The 14,511-nt window shown below is 62.2% G+C and carries 14 protein-coding genes; 1 reads left to right on the top strand and 13 read right to left on the bottom strand.

Translation table 11 applies throughout. From position 1 onward, the window contains the following. Nucleotides 1–117: 117 nt before the first annotated feature. The 13 genes from ACOZHM_RS08670 to ACOZHM_RS08610 form a co-directional block, all read right to left on the bottom strand. A complete protein-coding gene (locus ACOZHM_RS08670; RefSeq protein WP_421568864.1) occupies nt 118–591 on the bottom strand; it encodes a hypothetical protein in 474 nt (157 codons plus the stop codon). A gap of 100 nt (nt 592–691) precedes the next feature. Continuing rightward, nucleotides 692–1,321, bottom strand: a complete 630-nt coding sequence (locus ACOZHM_RS08665; protein WP_421568863.1) for a hypothetical protein — start codon at nt 1,319–1,321, stop codon at nt 692–694. Between the two features lie 296 nt (nt 1,322–1,617). After that, nucleotides 1,618–2,652: an ArdC family protein gene (locus ACOZHM_RS08660; protein ID WP_421568862.1), complete on the bottom strand. Its 1,035-nt coding sequence runs from the start codon at nt 2,650–2,652 to the stop codon at nt 1,618–1,620. Between the two features lie 71 nt (nt 2,653–2,723). Further along, entirely contained in the window at nt 2,724–2,969 is a 246-nt protein-coding gene (locus tag ACOZHM_RS08655) for a hypothetical protein (protein ID WP_421568861.1), read from the bottom strand. Nucleotides 2,970–3,033: 64 nt separating this feature from the next. Beyond that, nucleotides 3,034–4,689: a DNA primase family protein gene (locus ACOZHM_RS08650; RefSeq protein ID WP_394161557.1), complete on the bottom strand. Its 1,656-nt coding sequence runs from the start codon at nt 4,687–4,689 to the stop codon at nt 3,034–3,036. Between the two features lie 46 nt (nt 4,690–4,735). Continuing rightward, complete coding sequence (locus ACOZHM_RS08645; RefSeq protein ID WP_140222693.1) at nt 4,736–4,906, bottom strand: ribbon-helix-helix protein, CopG family; 171 nt, start codon at nt 4,904–4,906, stop codon at nt 4,736–4,738. A gap of 499 nt (nt 4,907–5,405) precedes the next feature. Beyond that, nucleotides 5,406–6,068 carry a hypothetical protein gene (locus ACOZHM_RS08640; RefSeq protein WP_421568860.1) on the bottom strand — a complete coding sequence of 221 codons (663 nt, stop codon included), beginning with the start codon at nt 6,066–6,068 and terminating at the stop codon, nt 5,406–5,408. After that, on the bottom strand, nt 6,061–6,753 hold the full coding sequence (locus ACOZHM_RS08635) for a DNA N-6-adenine-methyltransferase (RefSeq protein ID WP_421568859.1): 693 nt from the start codon (nt 6,751–6,753) through the stop codon (nt 6,061–6,063). Before ACOZHM_RS08635 ends, ACOZHM_RS08640 begins: the two co-directional genes overlap by 8 nt. 108 nt (nt 6,754–6,861) lie before the next feature. Next, the gene (locus ACOZHM_RS08630) at nt 6,862–7,389 is read right to left on the bottom strand and encodes a hypothetical protein (protein ID WP_042613082.1); all 528 of its coding nucleotides are present in this window, start codon (nt 7,387–7,389) and stop codon (nt 6,862–6,864) included. A gap of 106 nt (nt 7,390–7,495) precedes the next feature. Further along, nucleotides 7,496–7,744: a hypothetical protein gene (locus ACOZHM_RS08625; protein WP_421568858.1), complete on the bottom strand. Its 249-nt coding sequence runs from the start codon at nt 7,742–7,744 to the stop codon at nt 7,496–7,498. Between the two features lie 208 nt (nt 7,745–7,952). Then, nucleotides 7,953–8,876 (bottom strand): hypothetical protein, encoded by a 924-nt coding sequence (locus ACOZHM_RS08620; RefSeq protein ID WP_421568857.1) that lies wholly within the window; start codon nt 8,874–8,876, stop codon nt 7,953–7,955. Nucleotides 8,877–8,913: 37 nt separating this feature from the next. Continuing rightward, on the bottom strand, nt 8,914–9,678 hold the full coding sequence (locus ACOZHM_RS08615; RefSeq protein WP_421568856.1) for a nucleotide-binding protein: 765 nt from the start codon (nt 9,676–9,678) through the stop codon (nt 8,914–8,916). After that, entirely contained in the window at nt 9,665–11,518 is a 1,854-nt protein-coding gene (locus ACOZHM_RS08610) for an integrase (protein ID WP_421568855.1), read from the bottom strand. Before ACOZHM_RS08610 ends, ACOZHM_RS08615 begins: the two co-directional genes overlap by 14 nt. Before the next feature lie 293 nt (nt 11,519–11,811). Here ACOZHM_RS08610 and mutS point away from each other — a divergent pair, with 293 nt between their 5' ends. Next, nucleotides 11,812–14,367: a DNA mismatch repair protein MutS gene (mutS, locus tag ACOZHM_RS08605; RefSeq protein WP_421568854.1), complete on the top strand. Its 2,556-nt coding sequence runs from the start codon at nt 11,812–11,814 to the stop codon at nt 14,365–14,367. Nucleotides 14,368–14,511: the final 144 nt, after the last annotated feature.

The raw sequence follows: 14,511 nt of genomic DNA, 5'->3' as shown, positions 1-14,511 counted from the left end.
CCCAGTGGCTTTGCTGCACGAACCAAGCATTCGACCGGGCCGGCGGATGGCCAGACCTGGCCCACGCCGGGGTGCCGACTACAAGAACAGAGGAAGGGACGTTGAAGAGCGACCCCATCAGTGCTGCCCCTCAATCGGCACGACACGCGTCTTGCTCCCCTTCCCCGTGAGGAACACCTTGTCTCCGGTGCGAATCAGCAAGTCATCGGCCTGGACGATGGCAAAGACCTTTCCACTTTCCACGTCCCGGACATATACCTCCACACCCCGGCGACTGCTCAAGCCGTTCTGGATCGCAGTGCCAGCCACCCCGCCGATGGTCCCGGCCGCAATACGAGAAGCGTTTCGATAGTTTTTGTTCACGTCTCGCACGGACGCGTAACCTACGACGGCGCCAATTGCGGAACCGGCGTTTAGACGCTTGTCGCTCTTGATGTCCACGCTGCGGACCATCAACACCTCGCCCAGGCGGGCGTTCTGAACGGACAAGGTTTCGCTGGTGCCGTATCGGCGGGCCGACGTGTTATCCGCGGCCGAGGCAGTGAGCGGGAGCAGGCTGGCGAGGGCCAGGGAAAGGATGAGTGCGCGCATGGATGCTCCTTCTTCGTGTGGGTTGAACTACCCATAACAAAGAGGTGGAGTTGCGCAAGGGCTCAGACAGGGAAAAGGCGGCTTTCGCCGCCTCTCTCCTTCAGCCACACTTCAACTGATTGGACCAGTGGGGATAGATCTTGGCCGACGCTCCTGAGCCGTATACGCAGGCGAAGGATGTGGAGCGAAAGTAGTCCACGGTCAGTTGACCGGACTTGCTCACAACGAGCTCCTTTACGCGGGCGCCATCAATACCCAGGTAAGCGACCTGTATTTTGTCACCGGCTTCTTCTACACGCATCACCTTCACCAGTGCCCCTGGGCCTGATGGCCGATCCGTGCGGATGAAGGGCGCTGGGGTCGACCCAATGGGTGCGGTGACGACGGACGCAAAGGGGCCAGTTCCATAGACGAAGACACCGTCATTGGGTTGGAGCGCGTGCCGCCCGTTGGCAAAGGCTGGCTGGACAATCGCCCGTTTGACATCCTTCGGTCCAATCAGGCGGTAGAGGACCAACCCGCCATCAAATCCTGGCGGCCAGACGCCCTCTACCCCGACGGCCTGGTGCGAGCGCACGCTTTCAGTGGTGTTCTCTACCGGTTCCACTGACAGGACCACGTAGCCAACCTGTGGGTCTTCAGATGGGGGCGAACCTGACATCTTTTCAGACGAGCAGCCGGCCAGAGCGAGCAGAGAGGCGGCGACAGCCGAAACAGTAACAATGCGCATGAATCCCCCTTTTTTGTGTAAGTAGATACACCCATAACAAACAAATGGAGTTGCGCAAGGGATGGGATAGAAAAGAGATGATAAGGGCGGCCTAAGCCGCCCTTTCGCCATTCCCTCTTTGATGCAAGCGTAAGGAGAAAAGACGCAGCTTAGTTAGTGATTTCTCAGGTCTTTTAACTAAGTATTCTTTCCACCCCGGCCAGGATTCGTCCTAACTCTTCCTTTGTAGCAAAGATCCTTACACCGTCAAGGGTGACCCGTCTGAGCAGTCGACGGTCCGGAGCTTGGAAAATATTTCAAGCCACGTCGCGCTCGCGTTCCTTCTTTCGCACACGCGCCCCGCCCTTTTCCGAGCTCTCGGCCACCTGGGTTGAAGCGGGCTTTTCGGCTTCCTGTTCTTTTCTGACGACTGGCAAGGGCTCCCGCTCGAATGCCGGGATATCCAGGAAGGTCATGACCTTCTCAGCCTGGGACGCTGCACGAAACAGGGTTTTGGGGTCGTCGGCCAGGGCCTTCATCCAACTCTGCAGGTAGGCGGCGTGCTGCCCTTCGTGTTCCCTGCCCACCCCGATCCCGAGGCGCTCGGAAATGAACAAACTTGAGAGCTCGGCTACCAGTTCCTCTTTGGCGTAGTCCTGGCTGCCGAACCGACCGGTCTGGTCGCGGTCGAGCCGGTGCTTCGCGCCGGTCCAATGGGCCAGTTCGTGGAGCAGCGTGGCCTGGTAGCTCACGTCATCGCTGAAAGTGTGGTGCTTCGGCAGGTGAATCGAATCCGCGGCGATGGAGTAGAAAGCCCGGTTGCCCCCGTCGTGGTGAACCTTCGGCTGGTGCCGATCCAGCAGCTCCCGAACCCGCAGGTTGCGGACCGTCTCGGGCATAACAAAGGGCGGCGGGGGCTCGGGCATGCCGTCGATCTGGCTCGCGTTGAAAACAGTTGCCACGAAGACCGATGGACCCTGGTAGCCCTTCTCTTCGCCTTCAACGGCGGGCTGCTCACCTTCTTGCGCTTTGCCCGTCTTGCTGAAGTCCCAGTAGGCGATCTGCTGGCCCTTCTCGCCTCGCCTGACTTGGGCTCCTCCGATGCCGGCCGCTTGTTTGTAAGTCAGCCAGCGGTTGTCCTTGTAGCCGTGGACCAGTTGGGCGCCCCGCAAGATAAGGGTGTTCGAGCCGCGGTAGGCCTTGCCCGTTGTCGGGTTCCAGGGCCCGTTGATCAAGCCATTCTGCGGAGCGTCGGGGTCGTTCCAGGGCCGGCGCCAGGGGATGGTGCCCTGCTTCATCAGGTCGAGCATGCGCTCGGCGGTGGCCTGGATGAGATCGGAATACTTTGACATGGGGTGTTGCCTCAAATCTTTTTCAAACGCCTGCGCCTCTTAAGCAGGTGCTTGTGGGTGGATGGGGTTGGTTAAAACTCGAAATGCAGGTCTACCGATTTGCGCCGGTCCAGAAGTCGGCGGACCAGGTCAACGATGTCATTCTCGCTTCGCAGGCCTTCGTCCCCGTCTTTGCCGGATTTGACGTGAAGGCCGAACACGGACTGGACCAGCAGGTATTGCGGGTCAAACTCTGGGCCTTCTTGCCCCAGATCGGCGGCGGTGATGGCCTCTTCGTGAAAAGCGTCGTCTGGGATGTTGGGGGTCGGCGATGGCATAGGAGGGGTTCCTTTTCTGAGGGATACCCCTTTGCAATACCTCACCTGCGGCGGATGTAAAGCCCTAGGCAGCTTCGGCCAAGCGGCCGTCCGACAGAAGCTCAATAGCTTCCAGAGCCTCTTTGCAGGGACGCGCGCAGTCACCCAAGGGCACGTCCTCATCGGCGGCGCCTTGTCCGCGGGCCGACTCCATGCGCGGTTTCAACCCACCAACACGCAGATTGACCCAGCGCTCGGCCTTGGCGCTCTTCGTGGCCTTCTTCTGCTTCTGCTGAATGCCCGGCATGCGTTCGCGCACGCGCTTCCAGAGCTCCTCCGCGCCCACCGGCTTACGGCCCAACTCATCCAGCACGTAGTTGCGGTAGTCGTCGTAGATGTCGTTCTTGTCGGTCCAGGTGCCTTCTTCTTCGATCACCATCCGCTCGGCGAAGTATGACGCGGTGGTATCCGTCTCCTGGCGGGTCTGTTCGGCAAGCGCCTTGACAGCCTCGGGCATTTCCTCGGGCAAGCCGCCGCGCTCGATGAGGCGCAGAGCCCCCTCCAGAAGCCAGTCGATGATCACGGCCATCTCCGCCGGGTCTTCGGTCAGCTTTTTGTGGAAGTCGGGATCGCGGTCCTTGTCGTTTTCGGCCAGACGCACGTTGAACGGAATCATGCAGATCTTTCGCCAGAAGCCGTGCTCATGGCTCGTGACCGAGAACATGGCGTTCAGGGCGAGGAAGAGCGTGCCGCGCGGCACCGTGGTGTAAGCATCCTTGCCCTTGTTCTCGGCAGACATGGGGTCACGTGAGATGAGGGCCTTCATGACTTGCTGGATAGCATCGGAAAGGACCTTGGGCGCCTCTGTCGCCAGATAAAGAGTTTTGGAAGCAAGGGGGGCCATCGCGAACTGCCCATCCAGCTTGTCGATGCGAACCGCGGTGTTCTTGGGGTGGATTGCGCGGAGAACATGAAGCAAGGTGCTCTTCCCGTTGCTGCCGCTGCCCAGCAGCAGGAAGGCTTTCTCCAGGCACATCGGCATGACCGAAGACGCCATCGCCTCTTGAAGCAGCCCCCGCACGGCCATATCCGGCATGAAGCGGACAAGGTATTTGGCCCAGCGAGACTTGGGGTCCAACGGCTTGGGGGTGTAGCGCCCGTCGCGCACCTGATCTAGGTTGAGCTTCGCTGGAACCAGAGAGGTAATCCCGTGCTTGGGGTCGGCCGGCAGGTATTCGATGTAGGCTTTCTTGTTGGCGTCCTTGAGGATCTCCAAGTAGCCGCCCTTCAGCGGCACGATGGCCCGGTGCTGGCTTTCGGGCAGCTTCATTCCCGGCAAGCGAATCATCTCCAAGATCGCGGTCTTAACGCAGCTGGCCGCGGTGCTCTGCTTGGCGTCTTCGGGCGCGTGCATGCGCATCCAATCCAAGGCGTGGGCCTCAACTTCCCGAGTAGCTTGCAGAGCCCAGATGCCTTCTGCTTCGTTCCACTGATACAGGGAAATATCGATCTCGCCGTTGTCCATCTTGCCGCCAATGCGGAACTGGTTGCCGCGTCGCAGGTCGTCGGCATAGGCCAGCTCGAACGAGAGGTCTTCGCCCACGATGCCCAGGTCATCCGTGGCGCCGTTCGGGTTGGCGTCGGCCCTATAGGCCTTACCCTTTTTCTTCGGAGCCTGATCAACGGCGTCGCCATTGGCCTCCCCGCGCTTGACAGCGCCAGTGTTCGCTTTACTCTTCATCCTGTAATCCTTAGTTGTAAACGCCCCGGTTCGCACCCGGGGTTTTTTATGCCGCTTGACTGGGTCGATGCACCCACTCTTGAAGCGCCTGACGCATGGCTTCGGAAGGGGTTTGCCCACGGGCCACCGCCGTCTCCTCCACCAACGCCTTAAAACTTTTGCTGACCCGGGCCTTCAACAACTCATCCCGTGCGGTCTTTTCACGTTTCGTCTTCACTGCCTGCTCCGTTTCTTGATTTGTGGTCCTGTTGTGACCACAAATCCATCAAAGCAGACTCTTCAGAACTGGCAAGCTCTGACACCAGCCAATGTTGATTTCTGCTTCACCTCCTTCAGAAACAACTGAAAGATTGAATCAGCTCAAAGATTTGCCCGGGAGGTAACAAGTGCTTGTTACCCACTTGTTACCCTTCACACCCTTATATTTATTGGAGGTAACAGGCGGTAACAAGGTAACAAGTGGTTTAAGAGATCCACGCAAGAAAAACGCATTCCTGCATCCCGCAACATCCATGCATACATCTATCGGGAGCTCTCGATCCGCCCGTTACCCTGTTACCCCTTGCTACCTCCTTATGGGACAAGGCTTTCACGGGTAACAAGGGGGTAACGGGTTCTTGTTACCTGTTAGGAAAAACAAGAGCAAAAGCGGCTTGAAGCAAGAGCCGGCGGCTACTCGCCGCCGAGTCTTGGGATGGAAAGGCCGGACCTCCGGCCTACTCGTAGTTGCAGGAGTGGGACCAGTAGCCAGGGCGCCTTTCACCGACCAACTCGTTCCCAACCGTGACTTTGACCGCCCCAAGCGGCAGAAGATGAAAGGTCTGATTCGCGTGGATCTGCAAAGCCGTCATCGCTGCGCACAACGGATCGATGTCCCCTGCCAGCACCAGGATTTTTTCGCTCGTGGTGTGTTTCAGGCGACCCCTGATCGCGGCAAGGGCCAGCGAACCCGCACCGCAACAGCTGTCGTAGACCTTGACCCCGCTCCCATTAGGGCGATGCCTTGTGTCGAGGGCTTGAGCCAGATTGAGAAGATCGCCGGGGATGAAAAACTGCCCTAGCCCTTCCCCACCCCTCCTTGCCAGCAGCTCGGCATGGACCCGTCCCAGCACATCCTCGAATGGCCTGCTCGCGGTGACTGCATTGAGGTAGGCGGTGATTGCTGCCGCCACTTCGGGCACTGCTTCGGCATTTTGTTGCAAGGGGACAAACGCAAGGACTTTGGGGTCAAGGCAAGCCTTGGTGTCCACCTGGATACGCCAAATTGACATCAGTGCATGCTGAACAAACGTTTCGACTGCAACCCGCGGATTCCACGGTGTGCCATCGGCGGAAGGAATGGCTCGGATGGCCTTCACAAGCGCAGTGACCTCACTCATCGTTGGCCGCCCCCAGGTCAGCGCTCGACACCCGACCCACACAGGCCATGTCCAGGTATGTGCCGCGGATCAGGCCCTCTTTGACCGCCCGCTTGAGCCGCCGGGCCGCTTCAACGCCGTAACCCACAAACACCGATCCCGCGGGGCAGCTGTTGCCGGGCGTTCCATCCGAGCGGCAGAAAGACAGGCGTCCCTTGGTGAACACCACCGCGGAAACGTTGGGGTGGTTCAACACCGAGTCCTGCATCCAGCCGGTTTCCATCCGAGCCAGCACCAGGGCAATCCCGTTGCCGTGCTCTGCAGCCTTTTCCATCCAGCGATGCTGCGAGGTCGGGCTGTTCTTGTGGCCGCCGTAGGGCGGGTTCATCCACACAAACGCCGTCTTGGGCCAAGGGCTCTTGAGCCCGTCATCGATGGGCTTGAGCATTTTTTTGGCGGTCCGCCAAGGCATCCCCTGCTGCGGGGTGCACGGATCCAGATCGAACGGCCCCAAGCCCGTGTGGCCCTTTGCGGGATCGCCGTGGATCAGCTTCGGCGGAGTCAGCCAAGTTTCGGTGGTAATACCTTCAGGCGCCCGGTCGTAGCCCACGTTCTTGGCGAGGGCGACCGCAAGCTTGGTCGGCTTGATCGTGACGCGCCTCTTCGGGGTTGGGGTGGTTTTGAGGTGGTAAGTAACAGCGTTCATGGGATTCTCCGAGGTTTTTAGGCAAAGCTCCGCCAGCACGGCTGACAAGCCGCGTTTCGCGAAAGGGTTTGAGGAATTGGGCCTTAGATGACTGCCAGGCCCGGGCAGTTACAAGTCACCATCAATGAGCTGGGCAATCGCTTCCAGCTTGTCCTCGTCCACCTCCAGCTCCTGCTCATAGAAATACGCCTCGTAGAAGTCCGCCGCTCCCAGGTACCAGGGCACGGCGTTGAGCTGCGCCTCATCCAGAGCGAGAAACACCGCGAGGGCTTTAGCTTGCGTCTCCCCAGCCATCGGGTAGCGCTTGGTCGCCAACGCATCCCCGGTCAGCTCAATACGACCCTCTGGGTGAACGCTGCGCGGTTCGTCTTCAAGCGAGGGGAAATCCAGAAGGGCGGCACGCTCTTGGGAAAAGACGGCGCCCAGCACCTCCTCCGCGATGCCGTTGTCCACCGAGCACCCGATGTCGCGCTCGATACGATTCACGTCGTAAGTGATCGTCAGAGCATCGGCGGCCTCCTTGGCATTGATGCGCTTCATTTCCCTTTCAGCGCCTTTAGCGGTCCGGGCACGGACCGGCAGAAATGCGGTGATATCCAGCGCAGCGGTGATGTGAAAAGTGAAGATCTGGGTCATGTGGATTCCTTGGTTTGGGCAGAGCTCCGCCAGCACGGCTTGTCAGCCGCGTTTCGCGAAAGGTGGGGAAGGGTTGGGCCAGTCCCGGCCCGGGTTACTGCAGGGGTTAGCTGTTGGCGGCGTCGGACACGTCGAGGAAGCTCTGCAACGTGGCGATCTGCAGGGTGAGCACCTGGCCCGGATGCAGGCCGCCCGTGTCGCCGCTCTGGACGATGGCCGCCGTGCTGCGGTCGCTGGCGAGCTGGGCCAGGGCCTGGGGCAACGCGTCGGCCAGGGCGTCAGCAAGGGCCTGCGGGGTCAGGGTGGAGAAGTGGGCCGAGAGCGAGGGGTCGAGCGAGAGGATGAGCGGCTGCATGTCTGTGTTCCCGATTGGTGTGGCGCCAGCCTACGGATCCAGAAACCGACATTGTCCCGATAAGGGGTGCTCACCCCTTTGGCGTCAGGACACGAAAAAGCCCCGGGGGTGAGCCGGGGCTTGGGATGGTCTTCTGGGCTGCGGCGGAAGCCGCTGCATCCTGCTTTTTCCTCCAAGACCGAGCCGGCGGGCAGCCGGCGAGTCCTGCTCAAAAGCGGAAAGGTGTCCTTGTTGTTGGGACAGCAGGGGGAAGGGAGATGTCCAGCAGTTCGGCACGGACCTCCGAATGGAGCTCTTGCACGTCGCGCTCCTCGTCCTTCCACATGTCCAGCAGGGCAGCCAACGCCAACGCCCCGGGTGAGCCCTCTTCGTCCGACCCTGCATCACGAATGTCTTCCTTGACCCGCTCCAGATGCTGGGCCAGCTCGTCCTGTGCGCTTTCGAGCAACCCCTGGTAGCGCTCCACGTATTCGCTCTTGAGGGCTTCGTCAGTCCACTGCATCCTGAAGGCTTCAGGCAACGTCGATGCAACGGGTGTGAGCATCGCCAGGCCGCGCTCGTCGTGCTGGATCGCGCCACGTCCTCCCCGCAAGATTTCTGTGATTTTCGCCCGCTCCGCATCGCTCAAGTGAGAGAGATCGAGCGACGTCACCTTGCCTTCGATGAGGCCGAACTCGATCCGGGCGTTCTTTACAATTCGGAAGGCCGCCGCGGGAGAACTAGGCGTTGTCTTTCCCAGCAAGTCCTCATCGTTCCGGGACTCTCGCCAGCGCCGAACCTTAGCCGCGTCGGTCATCCCCTCTGCCCACTCCAGCAACCGACACAACCGGATGGAGACGTGCTTGCCCTCGCCCACGATGAGGGAACCGGTTTTGCTGTCCATCGTAGCGAGTGCGCGAAACACCTTCTGATTGAGTGCCAAAAGGCCAGCAGCTTCGGCAGAAGACCACGGCGCGGTGAACTGCACGTTCTTTTCCGTCTTTTCAGCAGCGGCTTCTTTGTCGAAGTCGTCCTTCAGGCGTTTCCAGGAAACCCCCTCCCCCGCCAAGAACGCCGGGTGCTTCTGGCCCCAGGTTTTCTTGTAGCGCTTCAGGAGCTCTTTTTCAGCGTCTTTTATCGAGTCGAGGGACATCGGGGATACCGCAAGGAGATGGCTCGATGGTAGCCGGTCAGAACCGGAACGGCTTGCGCGGGCTCTCTGCTGCCGTGGCCGGTGGCAGCCTGTCCTCCAGCCCTCGAGCTCGATCCTGGTTGCGTGCGTGGTCCCGGGCGCCCTGGAAGGCAGCTAGCGCCTCCTTCATGGCGTCATCGAAGGGATCGCGCGCCGCCACGCTGGTCCAAGGCTCCAGCAAGGCGTTGGGCAGGGTAGCGTCCCAGATCTCGCCTTCGGCCAGGGCTCGATCCAATGTGTCCTCGTCCACCGTGAGAGCGTGCCCGGCGATAAGACCATCCACGACGGCCCAAGCATGGGAGGCCGCCCAGCCCTCGTGGGACGTCACCAACGCGGTGTAGCGCCCAGCATTTTTCCGCAGCTTCTCCAAGGCCACCTTCGCCTCGTGGATCTGCCGCTCCAGTTCCAGTTCCCGCTGCTGTTGGCTTAACCGCTCCAGCTCCGAACTCAACCGGCGCTCTTTCGCGGTCCTGCCCTGCTGTCCGTCCTTCCACGTCAACAGCTCGTCGTAGTCGTATTTCACCCGCTGATTGGGACCGTTAACCGCACTGCCCGAGGCTTTTTGAAAGCGAGGACCCATGGGTGGAATGCGGCGTCGCCACTCGCCCAGCGTGTCGGCGTGGATGCCCAGGAACCATGCTGCAGCTTTCGCCGACACCATTCCTCCGCCCGCGTTCTTCGCGCGGACCAACTCCCCGCTCCACGACGCCTCGGCTTTGGCAAGAAACGCTTCTTCCGTGCGGACGGGTTCAATCCTCGTCATAGAGCGCCACCTTTTGATTTCGTGCAGCGAAGATCGTAGCCGGAGGGTCGTTGGCTTCGTCAAGTCGCGGCTTGTCCGTGCCTTTCCAGCGGTTCCAGACCCGGGGGCTGCTCGCCATCATGTGCTCTTCCACCTCGCCAAACGCCCGACGCAGCTCGGACCATTCCTGCTCGGTATAAATCTCGTCCGTTGACGCGGTTTCCCGGTCTTTGGCCCGGTGATGCAGCATCTGGGATACCACCCGGCTCTTGCCCAACAGCCTCCCCGCGTAGCGCCCCAGCGTGCGGCGCAGGTCGTGCGGGGTCAGGCCGATGTCCACCTCCTTGCGCAAATCGACCAGCCCGGCGTCACGGCGCACGTTGGCGATGATGGATTTGCTGTCCGAGTAGTGCCCAGTCTTACTGCGCCCGGATCGGGCCGGAAACACGTATCGGGTGCGGTCCAAGGCGTGCTCGGCGTTGGCCACTTCTTCGGTCAGGGCCGCAATGACCGCTTTGCTCCCTCCCCGCTTGATGGCCGCTGCCAGCGCCGCCTTTGCGCCTTCCAACTCCTGCCTGGGACGGGCATCGTCCATGCGCTCGTTGAACCGGCGCTGGAGGATCCGCTCGGCGAAATAGGTGACTGGCAGAAATCTCTCTTCCTTGTTTTTCGTCTCGAACAAATAGACCTGGCTGCCCTCTCGCTTGGTGGTGGGATTCACTTGCCCTGGAGCGGCGATCCACACCCAGGACAGCAACGACTGCGACAGCTCTCCCGGTGTGCAGCGGTCATACCACCGCAAGGGGGCGGCCTCGCTGCGACGGGTGCCCCAAAGCAACGTCAGCAGCAGGTAGTCCGCCCCTGCGGTGTTGCGCCCGCCTTGCTCATCGCGCCGCGCGGCAATGGCTTTAAGCACTTTGGGCAATGTCTCGTCGCCCAAGGGGTTGCGAACCTCGGCTCGGCTGTAATGGCTGCGCAACTCGTGCGCCTCTCTAAGCATGTCCTCGGTATGGATGACGTCCAGCGGGTTGTAGAAGTGCCGTTGAGGCCTGCCCAACTCGTGATCCCGCGCCCTCTCCTGCTTGATCACGAACTCCACGGCCCTCCGCGCGTCGGAAAACGTATGTTCGGTCGAGGACAGCCCGGCAGCCCGCACCAACTGGATGTGTTTTCCAGTGATGCCCAACGCCTCCAGCTCGGCCACCGACAGCTTGGACCAATCCGCGACCCCGCCCAGCTTTTGCCTCATTTGTTTGGGAATGCGATTGGAAAGCCTCATTGAGCTGATCCGGCACGCGTCAAAGGCGGCCCTGACCACCTCCGCCTTGATGTCATTCAACGCCCGATCTGCCAGCTCAACGCCAGGCCTGGAAAGGCGGGACACGCTGTCGTGCACCGCGTCCACACTGACTTGCTTGACCTTTTTTTTCCTTACTCGGGAATCCAGATGGCCGATGTAACGCGCCAGGCACTCCCGCAACGTCAAATCGCCGAAATCAACCGTCGATTCCTTTTCCAAGGCGTCCAGCAGTTGCTGCCGTTTGACGTGGACAGGGTTCTTCCCTGTTTCCTTGAGCAACGCCAGATGATGCCGGCAGGCCTCCCTGGCCTCGTCCAGCCCCATGTCAGACACGTTGCCCAAGCTGAAGCGAATCGGCGTTCCGGTCGGCCCTCGTTTCTGGCCCACGTAAGTGGTCATGGTCTTGCCAACCCGGAAGCCAAACCCGGTGGGTGCACCGGGCCCTCCGTCGAGCACCACGTAGGGCGTGCCTTCCGATCGAGCGACCATTCGAACCTTCCCTTGCGCATCCAAGGCCGGCCCCTTGGCGATCGACAACCCCAGCACTTGGGCGTAGGTCAAACTAAACTTAAGAGAGCCGGACTTCTTGCTCGACGCTGGACTCTTCAACACACGCCCCTCTGGATGTCCGTGTTGCTACAGTATCGCACGCACATGGCCATTGCTACAGACCGTTGCTACAGCTTTTTTTCGCCATAGTCCACTCGTAGCTACAGAATCGCTACACGAAACACCTTCACTCGCCGCCAATTGCCTCCATCCACCGTCATTGACGTTACCGGCCAAACAATCAAGTGACTGATTTAAAAGACCAAAGCAGCACCAGCAAGGGATCCAAAGAACACACGCCTGCTATGAAGCAGTTCTTTGCCGCCAAGTCCGAGTTTCCGGACCTGCTGCTGTTCTTCCGCATGGGCGACTTCTACGAGCTGTTCTACGACGACGCCCGCAAGGCGGCGCGGCTGCTGGACATCACCCTGACCCAGCGCGGCAGCTCGGGCGGCGCGCCGATCCCGATGGCCGGCGTGCCGGTGCATGCCTACGAAGGCTACCTGGCGCGTCTGGTGGCACTCGGCGAATCGGTGGCGATCTGCGAGCAGATCGGCGATCCGGCGCTGGCCAAGGGCCTGGTCGAGCGCAAGGTGGTGCGCATCGTCACCCCCGGCACCGTCACCGACGAGGCGCTGCTGGATGAGCGCCGCGACACGCTGCTGATGGCGCTGTCGCGCGGCAAGCACGGCTACGGGCTGGCCTGGGCCGACCTGGCCGGCGGCCGCTTCCTGGTCAACGAGGTCGATTCCGACGATGCGCTGGAGGCCGAGCTGGCCCGATTGGAGCCGGCCGAACTGCTGATGCCGGACGAAGAGAACTGGCCCGAATTCCTCAAACACCGCAGCGGCATCCGTCGCCGCGCGCCATGGCTGTTCGACGCCGACAGCGGCCGCCGCCAGCTGCTGGCGTTCTTCAAGCTGCATGACCTCACCGGCTTCGGCATCGACGACAAGCCGCGTGCCACGGCCGCCGCCGGTGCCCTGCTCGGCTATGTCGAAGAGACCCAGAAACAGCGCCTGCCGCACCTGACCGCGATCGCCACGGAGACGGCGAGCGAGGCAATCGCGATGAACGCCGCCACGCGCCGCCACCTGGAGCTGGATACGCGCGTGGACGGCGACACCCGCAATACCCTGCTGGGCGTGCTGGATACCACGGTGACGCCGATGGGCGGGCGCCTGCTGCGCCGTTGGCTGCACCGCCCGCTGCGCCTGCGCGACGTGCTGGTGCAGCGCCACGATGCGGTGGCGACGCTGATCGACCGTGGCGCCGAGCGCGACGTGCGCGAGGCGTTCCGGGCGCTGGGCGACCTGGAACGCATTCTTACCCGCGTGGCGCTGCGCTCTGCGCGCCCGCGCGACTTCTCCACGCTGCGCGATGGCCTGGGGCTGCTGCCCGAGGTGCGTGCGGTACTGGCACCGCTGGATTCGCCGCGTCTGGTCGCGCTGCACGACGCACTGGGTTCGCATGATGAGTGCGCGCACCTGCTGGCCTCGGCCATCGCGCCTACCCCGCCGATGAAGCTCAGCGACGGCGGCGTGATCGCGGAAGGCTTCGATGCCGAGCTGGATGAGCTGCGCCGGCTGTCCACGCATGCGGACCAGTTCCTGATCGACCTGGAGCAGCGCGAACGCGCCAGCAGTGGCATTGCCACGCTCAAAGTCGGCTACAACCGCGTGCATGGCTATTACATCGAAATCAGCAAGGGCCAGGCCGACAAGGCACCGGTGCATTACACGCGCCGCCAGACCCTCACCAATGCCGAGCGTTACATCACCGAAGAACTGAAGTCGTTCGAGGACAAGGTGCTGTCGGCGCGCGAGCGCTCGCTGTCGCGCGAGAAGCTGCTGTACGAGCAGTTGCTCGATACGCTGGGCGGCGGGCTGGAGCCGCTCAAGCAATGCGCCGCCGCGCTCAGCGAACTGGACGTGCTGGCCGGGTTTGCCGAACGCGCGCAGGCGCTGGACTGGGCCCGCCCGGAGCTGGACACGGCCCCGTGCCTGCGCATCGAACGCGGCCGCCACCCGGTGGTGGAAGCCGTGCGCGAGCAGGCGTTCGAGCCCAACGACCTCGACCTGCACCCGGACCGCCGCATGCTGGTCATCACCGGCCCGAACATGGGCGGTAAATCCACCTATATGCGTCAGAACGCGTTGATCGTGCTGCTGGCCCACATCGGCAGCTTCGTGCCGGCCAGCCGCGCGGTGATCGGCCCGATCGACCGCATCCTGACCCGCATCGGCGCGGGTGATGATCTGGCGCGCGGCCAGTCGACCTTCATGGTCGAAATGAGCGAGACCAGCTACATCCTGCATCACGCCACGGCGCAGTCGCTGGTGCTGATGGATGAGATCGGCCGCGGCACCTCCACCTACGACGGCCTTGCCCTGGCCGACGCGGTGGCGCGCCACCTCGCCTACGAGAACCGCTGCTACACGCTGTTCGCCACGCATTACTTCGAGCTGACCACGCTGGCCGACGAGCAGCACGAAGGCGGCAGCAGCGGCATCGCCAACGTGCACCTGGACGCGGTGGAACATGGCGAGGCGCTGGTGTTCATGCACGCCGTGAAGGACGGCCCGGCCAACCGCAGCTTCGGCCTGCAGGTCGCCGCGCTGGCGGGCCTGCCGAAGGCCACCGTGGCACAGGCGCGCCGTCGCCTGGCCGAGCTGGAGCAGCGCGGCGGCGAGACCGTGGCCGCCACGATGGCGCCGCAGGCGCTGGACGCGCCGCAGCAGTTCGGGCTGTTTACGGCGCCGTCGAGCAAGGCGCAGGAGGCGCTGGCCGCGATTGACCCGGATGAGCTGACCCCGAAGCAGGCGCTGGAGGCGTTGTACCGGTTGAAGGCGCTGGTGTAGCCGGACGCCATGCTATCGGGTTGGCACGCCTCCGCTAGCGCCGGCCGTTGGCCGGCCCAGGCAATCCGTGGTCCGGCCAACGGCCGGCGCTACCGGGCTTCACGTCTTCGCGTGAAGCCTTCGCATTCCCTTCGTATACGCGGC

Origin of the sequence: Stenotrophomonas sp. PD6 (assembly GCF_049199305.1) — a bacterium.
In the GTDB taxonomy this organism is placed as follows: Bacteria; Pseudomonadota; Gammaproteobacteria; order Xanthomonadales; family Xanthomonadaceae; genus Stenotrophomonas.
The sequence above is the reverse complement of the archived record's forward strand: the minus strand, read 5'-3'. Positions and strand labels throughout refer to the sequence as shown.